The sequence below is a fragment of the uncultured Psychrobacter sp. genome (assembly GCF_947488565.1).
Lineage (GTDB): Bacteria > Pseudomonadota > Gammaproteobacteria > Pseudomonadales > Moraxellaceae > Psychrobacter > Psychrobacter saeujeotis.
On sequence record NZ_CANKZC010000002.1, the window covers coordinates 76755 to 94964 of the forward strand.

General features: G+C 41.3%; 14 protein-coding genes. 1 reads left to right on the top strand and 13 read right to left on the bottom strand.

Annotation, left to right across the window (positions count from 1 at the left end):
- Positions 1-147: 147 nt before the first annotated feature.
- Positions 148-1443, bottom strand: a complete 1296-nt coding sequence (locus Q0890_RS04585; RefSeq protein ID WP_299218134.1) for an OmpA family protein — start codon at positions 1441-1443, stop codon at positions 148-150.
- A 706-nt stretch (positions 1444-2149) separates the two neighbouring features.
- On the opposite strand from Q0890_RS04585, the gene Q0890_RS04590 reads away from it, so the two are divergent.
- A complete protein-coding gene (locus Q0890_RS04590; RefSeq protein ID WP_299218136.1) occupies positions 2150-2692 on the top strand; it encodes a GspH/FimT family pseudopilin in 543 nt (180 codons plus the stop codon).
- A 62-nt stretch (positions 2693-2754) separates the two neighbouring features.
- On the opposite strand, the gene Q0890_RS04595 is transcribed toward Q0890_RS04590, so the two are convergent.
- The 12 genes from Q0890_RS04595 to Q0890_RS04650 all read right to left on the bottom strand — a co-directional run bounded on the left by Q0890_RS04595 (position 2755) and on the right by Q0890_RS04650 (position 18191).
- Entirely contained in the window at positions 2755-3528 is a 774-nt protein-coding gene (locus tag Q0890_RS04595) for a pyridoxine 5'-phosphate synthase (protein WP_299218137.1), read from the bottom strand.
- A 110-nt stretch (positions 3529-3638) separates the two neighbouring features.
- Entirely contained in the window at positions 3639-4385 is a 747-nt protein-coding gene (locus Q0890_RS04600) for a DNA repair protein RecO (protein WP_299218138.1), read from the bottom strand.
- Between the two features lie 46 nt (positions 4386-4431).
- A complete protein-coding gene (gene era / locus Q0890_RS04605; RefSeq protein WP_299218139.1) occupies positions 4432-5604 on the bottom strand; it encodes a GTPase Era in 1173 nt (390 codons plus the stop codon).
- Positions 5605-5790: 186 nt separating this feature from the next.
- Complete coding sequence (rnc, locus tag Q0890_RS04610; protein ID WP_299218140.1) at positions 5791-6585, bottom strand: ribonuclease III; 795 nt, start codon at positions 6583-6585, stop codon at positions 5791-5793.
- Positions 6586-6787: 202 nt separating this feature from the next.
- Positions 6788-7183: a DUF4845 domain-containing protein gene (locus tag Q0890_RS04615; RefSeq protein ID WP_058368148.1), complete on the bottom strand. Its 396-nt coding sequence runs from the start codon at positions 7181-7183 to the stop codon at positions 6788-6790.
- A 188-nt stretch (positions 7184-7371) separates the two neighbouring features.
- A complete protein-coding gene (lepB, locus tag Q0890_RS04620; protein WP_299218142.1) occupies positions 7372-8274 on the bottom strand; it encodes a signal peptidase I in 903 nt (300 codons plus the stop codon).
- A 103-nt stretch (positions 8275-8377) separates the two neighbouring features.
- Positions 8378-10177, bottom strand: a complete 1800-nt coding sequence (gene lepA / locus Q0890_RS04625; RefSeq protein ID WP_299218144.1) for a translation elongation factor 4 — start codon at positions 10175-10177, stop codon at positions 8378-8380.
- Between the two features lie 440 nt (positions 10178-10617).
- A complete protein-coding gene (locus tag Q0890_RS04630; RefSeq protein ID WP_299218146.1) occupies positions 10618-11847 on the bottom strand; it encodes a capsular biosynthesis protein in 1230 nt (409 codons plus the stop codon).
- 131 nt (positions 11848-11978) lie between these two features.
- The gene (locus Q0890_RS04635; RefSeq protein ID WP_299218147.1) at positions 11979-14426 is read right to left on the bottom strand and encodes a capsular polysaccharide biosynthesis protein; all 2448 of its coding nucleotides are present in this window, start codon (positions 14424-14426) and stop codon (positions 11979-11981) included.
- Between the two features lie 55 nt (positions 14427-14481).
- Complete coding sequence (locus tag Q0890_RS04640) at positions 14482-16263, bottom strand: polysaccharide biosynthesis/export family protein (RefSeq protein WP_299218149.1); 1782 nt, start codon at positions 16261-16263, stop codon at positions 14482-14484.
- 172 nt (positions 16264-16435) lie between these two features.
- Positions 16436-17542, bottom strand: coding sequence for a capsule biosynthesis protein (locus Q0890_RS04645; protein WP_299218151.1), 1107 nt, complete (start codon positions 17540-17542; stop codon positions 16436-16438).
- On the bottom strand, positions 17520-18191 hold the full coding sequence (locus Q0890_RS04650; protein ID WP_075103441.1) for an ABC transporter ATP-binding protein: 672 nt from the start codon (positions 18189-18191) through the stop codon (positions 17520-17522). The genes Q0890_RS04645 and Q0890_RS04650 overlap by 23 nt, the downstream gene beginning before the upstream one ends.
- Positions 18192-18210 lie beyond the last annotated feature (19 nt).

The window sequence follows — 18210 nt, forward strand, 5'->3', positions numbered from 1 at the left end:
CAAAGTGTTTGGGCGGCTAGTATAACATTATTAGATTATAAATTTATGCAATAAATTATTTATCTGACTACACAAACAAAAAAAGCCACCTAATAGGCAGCTTTTTTTGTAACTATACAATCTAGAACATAACTAACTGGTTAAATATTATTGAATAACCATGTCTTTAGTTTGTTCAACAGTCATGGTTTTGTCACCAGTGATGATGGCATAAACACGACGGTTCATTGCACGACCTTCTTCAGTATCATTTGGTGCGATTGGACGGTCATAACCGTAACCAACTGTTGATAGACGGTTTGGAGCGATACCAAATTCGTTAGTCAACATAGATTTCACAGCAACAGCACGAGCTTCAGATAGACGTTGGTTGTAACGTGCTGAAGGGCCAGTTTTAGAAGCATGACCTTCTACGCGAGCGCTAGAGTTAGGATACTCACGCATCTTCTCTGCTACTTTAGCGATTTCAGTTTTGTACTGGTCTTTGATAGCTGATTTGTCGTTATCAAAGAATACACGTAGCTCCATTTTTAGCTCATCAGTAATATCTACTGCTACTGGGCAACCACGCTCATCAACTACGACGTTCATAGGAGTGCCTGGGCATTCGTCGATGCTATCAGGTACACCGTCGCCGTCTGAATCAACGTCTTGCTCAACCAATACTACTGGTGGAACAGATACTTCTGGCTCAACTTGTGGCGGTACTGCTACTGTTGGTGATAAATGACCACCAAGTACAACTTCTAGACCGGCCAATGCCATGCCTTCCCACCAGTTGTTATCAAAGTTATGAATCGCACGAGCTTCACCACGTAGGCTTAGCGCGTCGTTGATGCGATACATAGCACCTAAACCTAGGTTACCGATGGTATCTTTTGATGATGATACTTCAGTACCGGCTTCAACACGACCTACAGAAGAACCTTCAGCAGTATCATAAGTTTCTTGGTTTTCTACTTCGATCTTAGACTGACCAGCACCAACTAGTACATATGGTTTGAACGCATTGTCAGTATAACCAGTAAATTCTTCAGTACCGATCAAGAAGTTACCAGAAATCATCGTTTGTTCAACATCAAAACGGTTAACACCAGCATCTGCAGAATCTTCAGACGCTTCACCGTTAGCACTTGATACACCGTACTCGACTTGGAACTGAGTAGAAGGAGTCAATTCAATACCTAGGGCAGCACCAGTATATAGGCTACTTTCTTTAGCTACACCACCATTAGGTACGTTCCCACCACGACCATCGATAGAGTTACCGTTGGCATCGATATATAGATCTTTACCAGTTTTTAGAATATCACGCTGCTCATCGTGAGCTTCGTCAGTATAATGGTAACCTAGTAATAGCGGGCTAATCGTAACGCCAGCGTTAGCTGCTAAAGGTGCAGCTGCTACGGCAACCAGAGCTAGAGCAATTTTATTCAATTTCATGGACTTCCTCCAAAGGATGATTTGAGTGATGCATTAAGCAAAACCGCTTCCTAAGATGTAATAAAAGTAGACATCTTTTACGAATGCATAATTATACAACAAAACTAATTAGGAAGTAGCTTATCGACTATCTATTAATTTTACAACTTTTTTCGTTAGGCAGCTACACATTATTACACGATAGTGTTGCAACACAAACACAATAGCCTGCTTGTTTTACTAAGAACTAACATACGTTGCAATTTTAGTCTTTTGAATGTTAATTCGCAATAGAAGTAAATTAGATTTTACCTATTGTCTGCAACTAGTTTAATACAATCGAATTTTTTTCTCTATTAATAAAGATTACTCTTCACTAATTGAAACAAATTTTGACAGTTGCACTATAATTCATATATATTAAATAGTAAACATTGTTCTAGTACATAATTTTAAAGTAATAAGCCGATATGTAATTGTTGCGTTAAAAGTGTTGTTGTTAAAGGTTTGTGAATCTAAAAGTCTAAGATATTTTCAAAAGTTAAAGTCTTGTACCAGAAGAGATATCAATGTAAGACTTCATCCAAATGTATAAAGCTGATGAATTTGGCCTATATAATTAAATTTATAGCGTAAGCGATGACTATATATGATTAGAATATGTCACACCATATCGAACCTTACTCTATCTTATCTGAATCTAGCTGTATGCTTAAGAGTCCCATATTTGTCGAAATCTTATCAGCAAAAAGGGTTTACTCTTGTAGAGCTTATGGTAACAGTGGCAATTCTAGCTATTATCGCAACGATTGCAGCGCCAGCGATCGTAGATCAATTGGCAAGTATGGAAGCCAAACGTATCAAAAATCAACTAGAAAGCACTCTCAAAATAGCGAAAGCTGAAAGTTTTATTCGACGGCAGAATCTATTAGTATGTTTATCTGATGCAGGTGGACGATGTAATAAGAATAGTGATAAAAACCTTTTGTTGTTTGTTGATAAAAATAACAATAAAGTTTTTGATATTAGTACGGATTATTTACTTAGTAAACAAGGCTTAAATCCTAAATATGGCACCCTACATTTACGGGCTGGAAAACGGCATTATATTAAATTTTATGGTGATACAGGCAAACCTCGAGGACACTTTGGCCACATAAAATACTGTCCAAGCCCAACCTATAGTCAGGCTATGTATCAAATTTCTTTTAATCAAAATGGTAATATCAAATACAAACCTAATGATAGACACCCTACTGGTTGTACATAAATGCATTATTTGTTGTAGCAATATTATTAGAGGCGCTATTAGCTTAGACCTGATCTACAAAGTTACTTATGCATCGCAGCTTTCATCATAACCACTGCTTGCTCCAAGCCCACGAATACAGCATCAGCGATCAAGGCATGTCCAATATTAAGCTCGTAAATATCATCTATCTGAGCAATAGCATTTACATTGTCACGAGTCAAACCATGACCTGCGTTAACAAGTAACTCGCTGTTTAGATTTTTTGCAATGCTCACTGCCTGTTTGATACGCTCTAATTCGTCCTTTTGAGCATTCGTATTTCCAGCCAGACCTAACTCAGCATAAGTACCAGTATGTAGCTCGATAGCATCAGCATGACAGTTAACTGCTGCTGTAATTTGGTCCTCGTCCGGATCTATAAATAAAGAAACCTTAATCCCTTCTGCCTGTAAGTCTTGGATATAGGGTTTTAGATGACTGATCTGCCCTGCTACATCCAAACCACCTTCGGTCGTTAGCTCCGCACGCTTTTCAGGCACTAAGCAAACCCAATATGGCTTAACTTCATGAGCGATAGATAACATCTCAGACGTTGCTGCCATCTCCAAATTTAATCTGGTTGTTAACTGTTCTGCTATCTCATAGACGTCTGAATCTTGAATATGACGACGATCTTCACGCAAATGTATGGTGATACCATCTGCTCCCGCTTTTTCACATAATAGCACTGCTTCTAAAGGACTGGGATAGCCAACCCCGCGTGCTTGACGCAAGGTTGCTACGTGATCAACATTGACACCCAATAAAGGGGTCTTTATTGTGTTCTTCGATGAGTGCTGTAAAGATGTGGTCATAAGAAATCCTTTTGATAACGAGTTCCAAGTAACATACAGATGATAGGGCTACAGTAGTACTACCTCAAATACTTTTTGAACGACCATATTTTGTCTAAAGATTGACGCCCTCATTGGTAACGTTGTTGCTGCTGCCACAGTAATCGACTTTGCAACGGCTGATAATCAAGCAAGTGATCAATTAGGTGTTTATGAAGACGTGACCAATTATTTAGTGTGGCCTCAACTATTCCTAGACGTGCCATATCAATAATATCTGCGCCAGTAAAAAGTGTTTGTAGCGTATTGATCGTCGTTTTATCAGGTTGGTTAGTAGCCACAAAACCTACATCAGATAAAAACCGATAATCCGTATCAGGTTCGATAGGCGTTAATAAATTGTCATGGGCTAGCGTCAAGGAAAAGCCTAACTCTTGAAATAGATAAGCCTCAAACTGACGTAAGCATAATCTAAGAGCAGTCGCTGTTAATGGCTGCTTTAATTGCGTCAAGCTGTCTTGATAATACTGCCACAATACTGGCATTGGGTCTTCGCTAGGCAATAGCTTCCACAGTATCTCATTCAAATACAACGCTGCATACTGCTGCTGGCCGCTTATTTGCTGATAACGTGTCGGCTTAGGCGTTGTAGCATCTTTTGTAAAACTATCTTCTACGGGTAATAAACCAATCTGACTAAAGGTTTTTAGATCGCGCTTACCTGTTGCAAACAGTTGTAGCGGCTCAAACAAAGGCGCCCCTTTTTTACCAATACCGTGTACTACGCCATGTTGCCAAGAAAATAAATAGTAAAGCGCCCGTTTTTCCTGATAAGGACGCTGATGTAATAAATATCCTGTTAATGCTTCATTACGCATTGGCTATTACCTCAGCATCATGTGTAGATCAAATATTTATTTTAAATCAATAACCCAAGCTGGTGAGCGCGCGTTCGTCATCAGACCAGCCACGCTTAACTTTTACCCACAAAGTTAGCATGACCTTTTTGCCAAATAACTGTTCCATATCTTTGCGTGCATCCATCCCAACTTGCTTGATACGTTGACCTTTTTCACCAATCACAATGGCTTTTTGTCCATTGCGCTCTACATATATCGTGGCATCAATAAAAGTACAGGCTTTACGTGGACGACCAGTTTTTGGGTCTGTATGAGCTGCTTCATCTTTAAACTCATCGATTTGGACGGTGAGATCATAGGGTACTTCATCGCCTGCACTACGCATGATTTTTTCACGAATAATTTCACTGGCTAAAAAACGCTCTGAGCGGTCAGTAATTTGCTCAGTATCGTAGATAGGCGTGGCATTCGGTAGATGTGACGCAATTACTTCTTCAAGACGGTCTAAGTTTTGGTTTTTTAAAGCCGAAACGGGTACGATGTCAGCAAAGTCGAAACTCTCATCAAATGTTTCAATCAATGGAAGCAGCGTACCTTTATCTTTTAACGTATCTGCTTTATTAATGACCAATACGACCGTCAAATCAGTTTCACCAAGCTTTTGTAACGTCAGTAAATCATCTTCACGCCACTGGTCTGAGTCGACTACAAATAGTACTAAGTCCACGTCTACCAAAGCTGATACGGCAGCTTTATTCATACGCTCATTGATAGCACGTACTTCATTGTGATGAATACCTGGCGTATCTACGAACACCGCCTGCATCTCATTGGTACTCAAAATACCATGAATGCGATGGCGCGTCGTTTGCGGCTTGCGGGAAGTAATTGATAGCTTTTGACCCAATAGATGATTCATCAGAGTCGATTTACCAACGTTTGGACGACCAATGATCGCCACATAACCTGCTTTAAAGTCCTTAGCAACCCCAGCCTTGTTACTTGGCGCAAAGAACCCATCAATCGCAGCATTATTTTCAAGAGTAATACTCTTATCATGTTCATCAGCATCACTAGTGTCATGCGGCTGAACGGCAGTTAATGAATCGCCTATTTGTCTGGCTTCTTGCATATTTTCAACGTTTTCTACAGCATCATTTTGATTGGTGTCAGCATTTTCTGTCATATTATGGGCATTATTTTTGGGAGTGAATGGCAAGTCATTATGATTGCTCATAGGGTAATCCTGTGGGGTTTTGATAATAATCTTAGTAGCACGTTCTATATTTTAAGAGCATCTACAAAGCTAATGTTAATGTAAAGATATTTGAAGTCTGATGCCATCTGCTAAAACATTAGAAATTGGTAATGTAATCAATGATTCAGAAATTATAAAACCGAACATCATATAAAGAAAAAGCCATCAACGTTTTTTAAAAGCACCTGGCAGCTTATGCAATTGATTAATCATTAATTCAGCTGCTTTTTGCTCAGCTATACGGCGACTTTCACCAGACTCAGTAATATCAGGACAATTATTAATATTGACCTGACAGCGTACTACAAATATTTGATAAGGAGCATTGCCCCGTGTTTCGACCAACTCGTAATGAGGCAAATCAAACTGTTTGGATTGTAGCCATTCTTGCAAACGGCTTTTGGCATCTTTCAAAGCTTTTTGGTCATTGACGTTATCAATAAGGTCACCATACCATGCTAATACGCAATGACGAGTAACCTCCATATCTTGACTGTCTAAATAAATAGCCCCAATCAATGACTCTACGGCATCAGCCAATATCGAGGCGCGGTTACGACCGCCACCTTTACGCTCACCAACACCTAGAATCAAATGGTTAGACAATTCTAAATTTTGCGCAATAGTCACCAATGATTCTTGACGTACTAACGTAGCACGCATACGCGTCAGACGCCCTTCGTTTTGATTTGGATAACGATGATATAAAGCTTCACCGATGATCATACCAAGAAGCGCATCTCCCAAAAACTCCAAACGTTCGTAGTTCTTCTTGCTATCAAACGAACGATGCGTCAAGGCCAAATTTGGTAGACTCAAATCATTAAACTCGTAGCCTAATTTTCGGGTCAATACTGCCAGACGCTGAACAAAATCTGAGCCTTTAGGTAAAGTCTCCATAGTTGCGCTATTTTTTTTGGCGGTAGGCAGCGCTTTGTATGATTGTGAAGTTGATTTCATGCGTGGCTTTTGGTTATCCTTTAATGTTGGTAATTCATACGGTTAAATAGTTGGTAGAGTAGCTGTATAAAACCTATTAAACGCTTATAAACAGTCTATATTTTGCTAATCGTTGCAGATCAGTTATTACAAATGGTGAATGCTTTTTAATTGGTTAACTTCCATCTACTATAAATGATAAAACAGCTACTTATGTAGACATCTACTCTACTGAAGCGGCATTTATCTCACCTTCAAAACGATTAACGATATCAACATTACCAAAGAAATTACTGGTTTTATCATAATCCTTATAGATAGCAAGCTGACCTGGTTGTTTATTGGTAAAAGTAAATACCTCTTCAGCAGTCGTGTCATAATCAGCATTGATAGACAGTTGACGATTGACGCGTTCAACGAACTGTTTTGCAGTCTCGCCATTATTATTGGCTTCTTTTAGCTGAGTACCTAATGTTTTGCTCAGCTGATAGTCTCCAACTTGAGCAGGCATAATGGCAATCACCAACTTGCCAGCAATAACGATAATAATAAGTAATAAAACTATGCTAGTCACACCAGACCCACGTTGCGACGACAACCCTGTTAACTGCTGCGGCATAAATTCTCCTAATGACTCAATATAATATAGTTGTATTTCATGCTCTATTGGTGTTTATGTCTTAATGTTCTATAACCATTTTGTGCATCTCTTGCGCAACATGGTTGATGAAGTACATACAGTATATATATTAATTTAATTAGGGTTAATATTGATATTAGCACAATAATCAATCAATAGAATAGCGACTAATCAATTGAACCGTTACGTGCGAAAGTCGGCAGATTAAGCCCAGGTGGTTTATGCATCCAAATATACACAGCTTTACCAGCTAAATTCTCATCAGGTACAAATCCCCAAAACCTGCCATCAGCACTACGGTCACGGTTATCACCCATCACAAAGTACTCGCCAGCAGGCACGGTGACGCGCCACTCTGTACCTGCTGAGCTTACCACTTCTGGTGCTTGCTGTTGCAAAAACGGCGCATATTGCGAGCTATTCATACCTGATAAATAGCGCACTAAATGCTTATTCTCACCTTGTGTTTCTTGAAAATACTGAGCCTGTTCTTCTTCTTGTTGGCCCATTTGCATAGCCTCAGACTCAGTCAATACTTGACCAGTCGTTACTTGACCAGCAGGGTAAAGCTGCGCAGTTAGATCTTTATTAGCATCAAAATCTACTGGCTTAGTATCGACTGGTACATCATTGATCGCAAGCTGTCCTTGACTGTAGCTGACAGTGTCACCAGGCAAACCGATGACACGCTTGATATAATAGATGCTGGGGTTTTCAGGGTAGCGAAATACTATCACATCGCCGTGTTCAGGACTCCCCGTGTCCAACACTTTATTATACGTCAAAGGCAAGCGTACACCATACGCATACTTATTAACCGCGATAAAATCACCAGTATATAAAGTTGGCACCATAGAAGATGATGGAATGTTGAAAGGTTCAATTAAGAACGAGCGTACAACCAACACCACTGCTAAGACAGGAAAAAAGTCGTAAGCCCAGCGTACCAACAAGCTCTCTTTACCATGGCCACGGGTTTTACGCTGTTTTAATGCCAACTTATCTAGTAGCCATATTAGCCCTAGACCTAACGTTAATGGCACCAAAATCAAATTAAAATCAAAATCCATACTCATTTGCCTATTAAAGAGCTGCTTATCTCACGACTTTAACGCTAAGAATAACGACATGCGACGTATTATTTGCAAAAACAAGGTAAGACAGTTTAAACCATTAACTATCTACTTGCAGTACCGCTAAGAAAGCCTCTTGAGGAATCTCGACGTTACCGACTTGCTTCATACGCTTCTTGCCTGCTTTTTGCTTAGATAACAGCTTTTTCTTACGCGATACATCCCCGCCATAACACTTAGCAAGGACGTCTTTACGCATGGCTTTGACCGTACTACGACCAATGATTTGACTACCAATTGCCGCTTGAATGGCCACATCGAACATCTGCCGCGGGATAAGCTCTTTCATCTTGGTCACTAACTGATTACCACGGAAACGCGCTTGATCCTGATGTACGATCATCGCTAGGGCATCAACTTTATCACCATTGATCAACACATCAACTTTTACCAGCTTATCTACTTGATAACGCTCAAAGTTATAATCAAGCGATGCAAACCCACGAGAGACAGATTTTAGACGGTCAAAGAAATCCATGACCACCTCACCCATTGGAATATCAAAGATTATCTGCACTTGCTTGCCCATAAAGCGCATATCAACCTGCACCCCGCGTCGCTCGATGCACAGCGTCATAACGTTGCCTAAATAATCTTGCGGCACTAAAATCTGACAACGGGCAATCGGTTCGCGAAACTCTTCTATATTGTTCGGTTCTGGCAATTTTGAAGGGTTGTCGACATAGATTATTTCACCATCTTTCTTTTCGATCTCATAGATAACAGAGGGCGCCGTGGTAATTAAGTCCAAGTCATACTCACGCTCTAAACGCTCTTGGATAATCTCCATGTGCAGCATACCCAAGAAGCCGCAGCGAAAGCCAAAGCCTAATGCATCAGAGGTATCAGGTTCAAAAAATAGTGAGGCATCATTAATTTGCAGCTTTTGTAGTGCTTCACGAAATTTTTCAAAATCGTTGGCATCAACAGGGAACATACCTGCATAAACTTGCGGAGTTACTTGCTTAAAGCCTGGAATGCGATCAACGTCTGGTGTTTTGGCATGGGTGATCGTATCACCGACGGGAGCCCCTGCAATGTCTTTGATACCAGCAATAACAAAACCCACTTCCCCAGCTTCTAAAATACCTGTATCGACTGGCTTGGGCGTAAATACACCAATAGAGCTAACCGGATGCGCCTCTTTGGTCGATTTAATATAAATCTTATCGCCTTTTTTTACGGTCCCTTCTCGAACTCGCACCAATGAAACCACGCCTAAATAACTGTCAAACCATGAGTCTATAATCAAAGCTTGTAGCGGTGCTTTGCGGTCACCCGTCGGTGCAGGAATAACTTCAACTAAGGTTTCTAATAGTTTGTCGACACCAAGCCCTGATTTTGCAGACACACGCGGTGCATCAATGGCTTCAATACCAATGATATCTTCAATCTCTTGAATCACGCGCTCAGGCTCAACTTGAGGCAGATCGATTTTATTTAAAACCGCCATTACCTCCAAGCCTTGATCAACTGCGGTATAACAATTGGCAACAGACTGTGCTTCTACGCCCTGCGCGGCATCTACCACCAGCAGTGCACCTTCACAAGCGGCTAATGACCGAGAAACTTCGTATGAGAAATCGACGTGTCCCGGCGTATCAATAAAGTTGAGCTGATAGCGCTCGCCATTTGGATGATCATAGAACAAGGTTACTGATTGTGCTTTGATGGTAATACCGCGCTCGCGCTCGATATCCATGGAATCAAGTACTTGTGCTTGCATTTCACGATCTTGCAAGGCACCACACATTTGAATAAATCGATCGGCAAGCGTTGATTTGCCATGATCAATATGGGCGATAATAGAAAAGTTACGAATATTGGCTAATGCAGTCACAAAGCGCCTACTAAATAAAAGGTGATTGGATAACCGCTATTGAACAACGATGCCTGAACAATAGTAAAAAGCGAACGGTTATTAGATATTAATTATGATAAAAATGTTGTAAAACAGAATTAACAATAAAGATAAGTGTTGTCAATGGTGGTCGCCAAAGCGCGTCTGATTGAACTAAGTTAATAATATCAACTATTAAAATCACGACGGACGGCACTTGCTAACCTACACAGACATATGAGCGTATTCTAGCAGTTTTCCACTATAAAGTAAGAAGATTTTATTAGGAGCAATCTGGTTGAAATTTAACACTACAACTGATCAACGTTGCCAGTTACATAAGCCTTAATTATATAAGGCATAATAGTTTAGAGTTACGGTAGCAAATCAGTGACTAGTAAGTTGTTGCATTAAATGAGTTACCCGATATGTATAAGACATTATTTGACTGTATCAGATACTGCGTCTGTGCTAACTGGTCGTTGCAAGTATTTATACATCCATGGCGACTTACCATAGAATGCCCCATTGATCTGTGTTTGTTCGATCAAATACTCACGGAACCTCAAATAGAACTCATTGTCTGGATGTTTAGGCTGCTGCCAAAATTGTGCAAGCGCCTTAGGATCTGTTAGCTTAGGCGTGTCATAGATAGCGCGTCCCATAACCTTAGTGGGTTTTTTGTGATATACCGACTGTAGACCCGTTGTACTGTTGATGGTGACCATGCCAATGCTGTGCTTCATGAGCGTTGGCAGATGCATGTCACAACCATAAAATACTCTTGATTTGATCTGGTAAAGGGCTGCTAGGCTTGCTACCAATTCGCGATAATCACGATGACCACGATCTAAAGGGTGATGCTTGAATACGAGCATCTGCTTTGTATCAGCATGGTCTGCAAAGCTTGCAATAACTTCGTCTATGAACTGCACGACATCACGATAACCACTATGATGGGTGATCTGTGAGTCATTATGTACTTGCAAGCTGACCAAAAAGTAATTGTTATCTGCGTGAGTGACGAGATGTTTTTGTAGCTTCTTATCTGGTAAATACCCACGCAATTTACGCCAAGGCGCTTTTAACCAAGCGATTGCTTCTTGCCATGCGGTCATTCCACGATAATGTGAATAGTGCGGATAACGCGACTTGTATAGGCGGGTAACGATATAATAAACGATAGCAGCAACACTTAATCGATAAAAGCGATTGTGCGTGTATAACGGTTTATCATTGGCTTTTTTGAGTGCTTTAATATCGGCAATGTTTAAGCGTGAGTAGCCATTGATACCATGCTCTTGTAGGGTAATATAATCGGGTCGTAAATAGCCTTCTTCAAATACAAAAAAGGATATGCCTAACTTTTCACTCAAGCAGGCAGCTTGCGTATGATGCGGGCGACAATCACCAAAACAGACAATCGCATCAATGCTGTGCTCTTCAATAAAGGATTGTAACCAAGAGGAAAACTGCCCTAAGGTCCCTACATAATCATGAGCATTAGGATGACGATAAAAAAACGCATCACCAGCATTGAAGTTAATTTTACTTACTTGAATATCTTGAGTTTGCAAAAATGTTGTAAAACGATTGAAAAAACCACCCATCTTTCCTTGTAGCAGCAAGACGTGTCGATGAGTAAGCAATTGATGCATCGAAGCTGCCATAAGATTAGGTACCATCGGTTAGAAAGTTAAAAATTAACGTTAAACGAATAAAGCAATGTTGTAACAACTGCTAAATTGTACACAAATTATACCAAAAAAAACATAATTGTCGTAATGGATTTGCTTTAAACCTACTGATTTTTTTGATGTAGATGCCGTTGCCATTTATGACGCTGCTGCATAAAGCGCGTAGTAGTATGACGTTTTAACTGATTAGTAAGCTTTGATAGCGTAGACAACTTTATTGGTAAAATAATGTTTGTTTGAGCCGCACTGTCATATGATTTATTTTGAGACATTTGTTGATTTTGGTGCTTAGCAGGATATAAGTAATCAACCACTTGCTCTACTTGTGCAAGTCCATAACCATCGGGTAAGCGATATAGTGGATAGTGTATGAGTGCACAGTACAGTAGTTGCTCAAGCGATAATACTGTGTCCCGCTTTCGCCTCTGTAGATAATCTGCTTTTGGTGATAACTGTGCATCTATATCGGTCGTCAAGCCCCACCCTGCATAAAACGGCAAACCGTAACAAGTCACTTTTAGCCCGCGCAACAATGCTTCAAAGCCAGTCAATGAGCTAATCGTATGTACCTCATCGACGCACTCTAAACAATCAGGCATCGCTGTATCATAGGCAACTGCTTGTACTTTTGCTAAGCATTCCTTGTCAACTTTGCCTGCTCGTAGACCAGCTTCTACATCTGGATGCGGTTTATAAATTAGATAGGCATCAGGATTGTCTTGTCTGACACGCTCAATCAGGCCTCGATTGGTCTTAATAGTCGAGCCGCAATACTGCACTGACAGATCATCTTCTACTTGCCCAATGATAAGGAGACGTGGTTTGCCAGATACTTTTGCATCCTGCATCCATTGCATTTTTTGATCAATAATGCTGGTTTTATCAGTAGCATTAACTTCAGCACTAACTTCCGTACCAACGTTATATTTGCTTACTCGCTGAGTCAGTAGTTTGGTTTGCAGCCTTTGTACTCGTGCATGTTGCTGTGGTGTCAAGGTATCACAGTTGCGTAATAAAGTTTCTAAATCTGAGGGCTGAGTGGCATCATAATAAATACCTTGTTTATCTATTACTACCGATAACGGTGCGAGTAATGTTGCACCCAGACCATTTGAGCGAATAAAACCATCTTCCATACAATAAATAGCTGGCATATCCGACATTGGCGGCTTTGCAAGTTTACTCTGTAGTCGTTTATAGACTTGTTGACGTTTAGCTAAGCCCCATACCAATAAAGGCTGGTGATAATCAACTTTAAAATGATCTGGATGTAGTAAGTTTTTTAGACGCGGTTTTGGTTTGACAAACAATGTCGTACGCGGCAGATTAACAAAGGCTCTAACGAAAGGCAGTTTCCAACGGCTAAACTCATATACCGTCAAATTACCTTCAAGACGCGATTGCCAATGGCGATTGGTTACCAACCAAGTAATCGCCGTATCAATATCACATGCCTGCCGCGTTACTGGCTCGACATAGCGACTATAATCAATATAAGCACTATAAAATAACGTCTCTAACGTTGCTGTTGAGTTTTGACGGCGCTTTTTAACTGCTTTTAGCAACCGTTTTGGTGCGCCGCTGTCATCAGTAAGCCCCCAGCCGCTATACCAATTTACCCCAAAGCAATGTACAGCCTTGCCTAGCATCAACCCCTCAAACCCCATATGCGAGCTGACTGTATAGACATGATCTACCTGTGCCAGTAGCGCGATTGGATTGAGTGCTTGCGTTAATAGTCGAACGTTTTTAGGTAGCTTAAGATGGGTAAGGTAACCTGACTTGGCGGCAGGATGCGCTTTAATCCATATATAGGCATCAGGATGATTGCGACAGGCAGTCTTTAGCATACGCTTAAACTGACGCTTACTTGCACCAGCGCCTTTGATAGAAGCATCACCAGCGACCTGATCAATTAAGAGTACATGCGACTTTACCGAGTCTTCTCTTAGACTGGTATTTTCTTCAGTAACCAGTTTGTCTAATGAGGGACAAGTAATCACAGCATTATATTTACTCAACTGTTTATCGCAAATATATGTCATTAACTGGCGAGCATGGACTTTATTTAAAATATCACTATCAGAGTTAGCATATTCTTTAGCGCGCGTAACGATTAACTGCTCAAGGCGTGAGCTTTGTGTTAAATCAAAGTAGATACCAATATCATCAACAACCACGCTCAGCCCATGACGACTGCCGATACCAGAATCTAGAGAACGCAAAAAACCATCTTCGATACTTAAAGTTGTTAGTTGTTGACGGTCAGCCGCTCTTTTCGCTCGTTGATAGCTTTTTTTGTGTCCCCAACCGATAAAAGCGTTAGGCGTTTGTAGATTTGGATTAAAACGCTGCTGCACGCTTGACCATGGGTACCAGCGCTGAATATTAGCGTCCAAGACATTAGGCAGCAGCAAATTATTACGGTGCATTCCTTTACCAATGACTGCCAAACGATTGGGTATCAAGTGTTGAGCTGATGACAAAGATGGTACAGCCTTAGAAGTAGACGTCGTTGGCACCTTATCTTCGTTTGCTGCACTTCTTGTCATTTTGATCATCCTTTTTAATGCTGTATTGGCGTTAATATACCTTTGACATCAACCGTTATAAATCTAAAATAACTTTGGCTGCGACTGCCAATTGATAAACGATTTGTGATATTCCGCGGGTAATCTCAACGCGCTTGGTTTTGACCTTTGGTAAGACCATAATCTCATCACCCTGCTGGATACGATAAGCGGTATTGACCACTTCATTCGCCCCATTTTGATGAATAACTAAGATCTCTTTAGTATCAGCGTTGTCACCAAAGCCGCCTGAATTGGCAACGTAATCGCCAACCGTAAAGTCTGGATTAAAGGTGAGCGCGCCTTGCGACCGTACTTGACCATTAACGGTTATCACTGATGTTTGCGCAGGTATTTCAATGACATCACCTTGCTGAAGGATAATATCCTGCCAAGAATTTGGTACGACTACTATCTGCCCGTCAGGTCTAACAGTACGTGCCTTGGCTACAAATTGTTTGACCAAATTGGCATCGTCTTGACGTAATGCTGCCTCCTCACGCGTCGTTGATTGAGTAGCTAGCGTCAATTCTTCTAAGCGATCAAGCGACTCATTAATCATGCGTTTTTGTTGCTCGGCCACCGACTGACGATAAATCGTCAAATGCGTCAGCTTCGCTAATGGACTCGGTTGTAATTGCGGTACGATGTCTTTTAGACGAGCACCATAAGGCACAACCATAGCACCATTACCCGTATGAGCACCTTTGACTTGTACCGCGATAGTGCCAGCATAACGATCTGAGGTAACGACCAGTTGATCGCCATTATAAACGGACACATCTTGTGCATCGGCAAGCGAGTAATATTCTGCTGTTTGTGCGCGTCCTGCACTGCGAGTAATGCTGACGTTGGTTGCATTGGCAGCCGGGTTAGCAACTTGTAATACATCACCAATGGTCAAGTCATTGACATCAAACTCAAAGGTGTATTCATTCTGAACCTGTCCGCTCACAGCGAAAGTTTTTTTCTGCGGTGCAGCCGTGATCACATCGCCATCGCGAAAAGAAAATGGCTGCAGCTTACCTGCTAATAAAAAATCATATAAATTGACTTGCTGTAATAGCTGACCATTACGCTTGATTTGAATATCAATATAACTGCCACGTGTTGGGTCAACGCCGCCTGCCCGATCTAAATATGAGAGCACTGAGTCTGCTGCGAGCCCGCCATAATAACCAGGTTGCTTGACGAAACCTGTGACAAACACTTTCACAGGCTGGGCTTGCTCTAATGAAGCATAAACACCGACGTTTGAGCGATAAATACGGTTGACAGCACTTTTGACGACGTTCTGTAGGTTGCCATTTTGTACACCAGATATCCGTACTGGACCCACGTTGGGTAGGAATATATTGCCTTGCGGATCAACAGTCATAGTCGATGCAAACTGATAAGCACCCCACATACGTACTTGTACATTATCACCAGGATTGATGACGTAGCTGTCATTAAAGGTAGAGCCTGATGTGGTAGAAAACGCACCGCGAAACAATTGCTCACCGAACATCAGGTCTTGCGTACTGATGTCTTGATAAGGACGCGTGGTATTAATGACGGATTGACTTGGTAAACTGGCAGCATTGACTGCCTCTTGCGTCGTAGCCTGACCAGGAACACCGCCTGCGAATGCTTGAGTCGAGACATTGATATTATTACGGTTTTGATCCTGACTGGTATTGTTGGCACTGGTTCCAAAGCTAGACCCTGCCATCTGTTCTGCATAGCTGGTGGCAGCCATTGCTGGAAGACTAGTAGCAGCCATCGTCAAACTGATCACTTTAATCATCATCACGATTGGGCGTGGTTTCATGTTCATGAGCGGTATTCCTTTGCTGATCTGTCGATCATTGCTGATATCTGATTATATAAGTCAAATTGATCAAATCGTTTACAGTTGTTAGATATATTAAATTGCTAACGACTTGCAGTATTAATAACTGGCTGTTTACTTATCACAACCAGTGTTTTTTCCAACCACCAATGCCAAACTAGCTACGATGATCACGTATGACTGCCATGACTAATCGCACAAAGCCATAAAGCATTATTAATAACGCCAGCGATGTCCAGATGATGTAGGCACGGCGCGGATACAACGCATCTTCAGCCTCATAAGGGGTTGAGATGACGATCAGGTTCTTCATTTTCTTGAAGGCTTCTAGACGTGCTTTTTCAAGTGAAGATAGCGACAATTTATAAAGCTCAGTCGCAAAATCGACATCCGCTTTAATCGTTTCAAACTGTACTGCTTGACGATTCAATTTAGTCGTACTTGGGGAGGTCAGCTTGGTTTGTTCTTGAGTGATTTGTTCTTCTACCGCTCTAATCTGACTTCTTATCGACACCACTTGCGGCGCATCAGGGTTCAAGTAACTAAGCAGCTGCCGCTCTTCAGTGCGTAGTGAGCTTAACTGCGCTTGTAAACTACCAATCAGTTGATTTACTATCTGCGCATTGGCTTGCGGATCATAGATCTCATTAGTATTTTGATAGGTAAGTAGCTGCTCTTTAGCTTCATTTAGACGATCTTGCGACTCATCTAGCTGAGTTTCGGCAAATACGAGCTGGTCACGAGCGACTTCTTGCGAGATACGGTTGACGAACTGCTCAGACTCACCCAAGATAGCTTTATTGAGCTCATGAGCGTAATCTGAATCAAAGGCTTCTGTTGAGACACTAAGGATGTAACTTTGCTCATCTAAGTCGATATGAACGCGCTTTTTGAAGTACTCAAGTAGCTCCTCTTGTGACGCTTCAGGGTTTATCTCATAGATAGGGTCTGAACCATCGACATAATAAGCTTCTCGAAACTGAAACTTATTATCAAGACGTTTGATCATGTCATTGGACAGGATATATTCGGTCAGATAAGTGGCATCTTCCTTACTGGTGCTATTAACGCCCAGTAGCGCCGATAAACCGCCGCCAGAGGGTACGCTTGCATCACTCACTTGTTTGACCACTACGTCAGAAGTCGAAATAAAGCGCGGATGTGCAAGCGTCATGACATAAAAAATCACCAAGACCCAAGGCAGGATTACCAAGCCGATAAACAGCGAGAAGTCAATAATCTTATTTTTTCGCTTTGTGGACATGCTCTTCATATACCTCAATCGCTTCTTTTGTATCGTTAAACACGAGTGCTGTTTGATCCATTAACACAATACCAATATCGCAGTTGCGCTTAATGTCACCAATATTATGCGACACTATTAAAAATCCTGCTTGCGCACGGCGAGCCGCCAAAATATCCTCACTACGCTTACGAAAAGCGGCGTCACCAACGGCACCTGCTTCATCGAGCATATAATAATCAAAATCAAACGCTAGACTTAAACCAAAAGTCAGACGTGACTTCATTCCCGATGAGTAGCTTTTGACCGGCATATCAAAATAATTACCGATATCAGCAAACTCTTCAACAAAACGAATTTTTTCATCAATATAAGGACCGCTTGAATATAATCGACAAACAAAACGTACGTTTTGACGTCCAGTCAAGCTACCTTGAAAGCCACCTGCAACGCCTACTGGCCATGAAATCGTTGAGTCAGTAATAATCTCACCGTGGTCCGGCTCATCAAGTCCGCATATAATGCGTAGCAAGGTAGACTTACCAGCACCGTTACGGCCTAGCAAACCCACACTTTGTTTATCACCAATGGTCAGGTTTAAGTCTTTAAATAGATAATGCCGACCTTGCTTGGTCATAAACGACTTGGAAACGTTTTTTATTTCAATCATTTACTTCTCTTTTAGTACA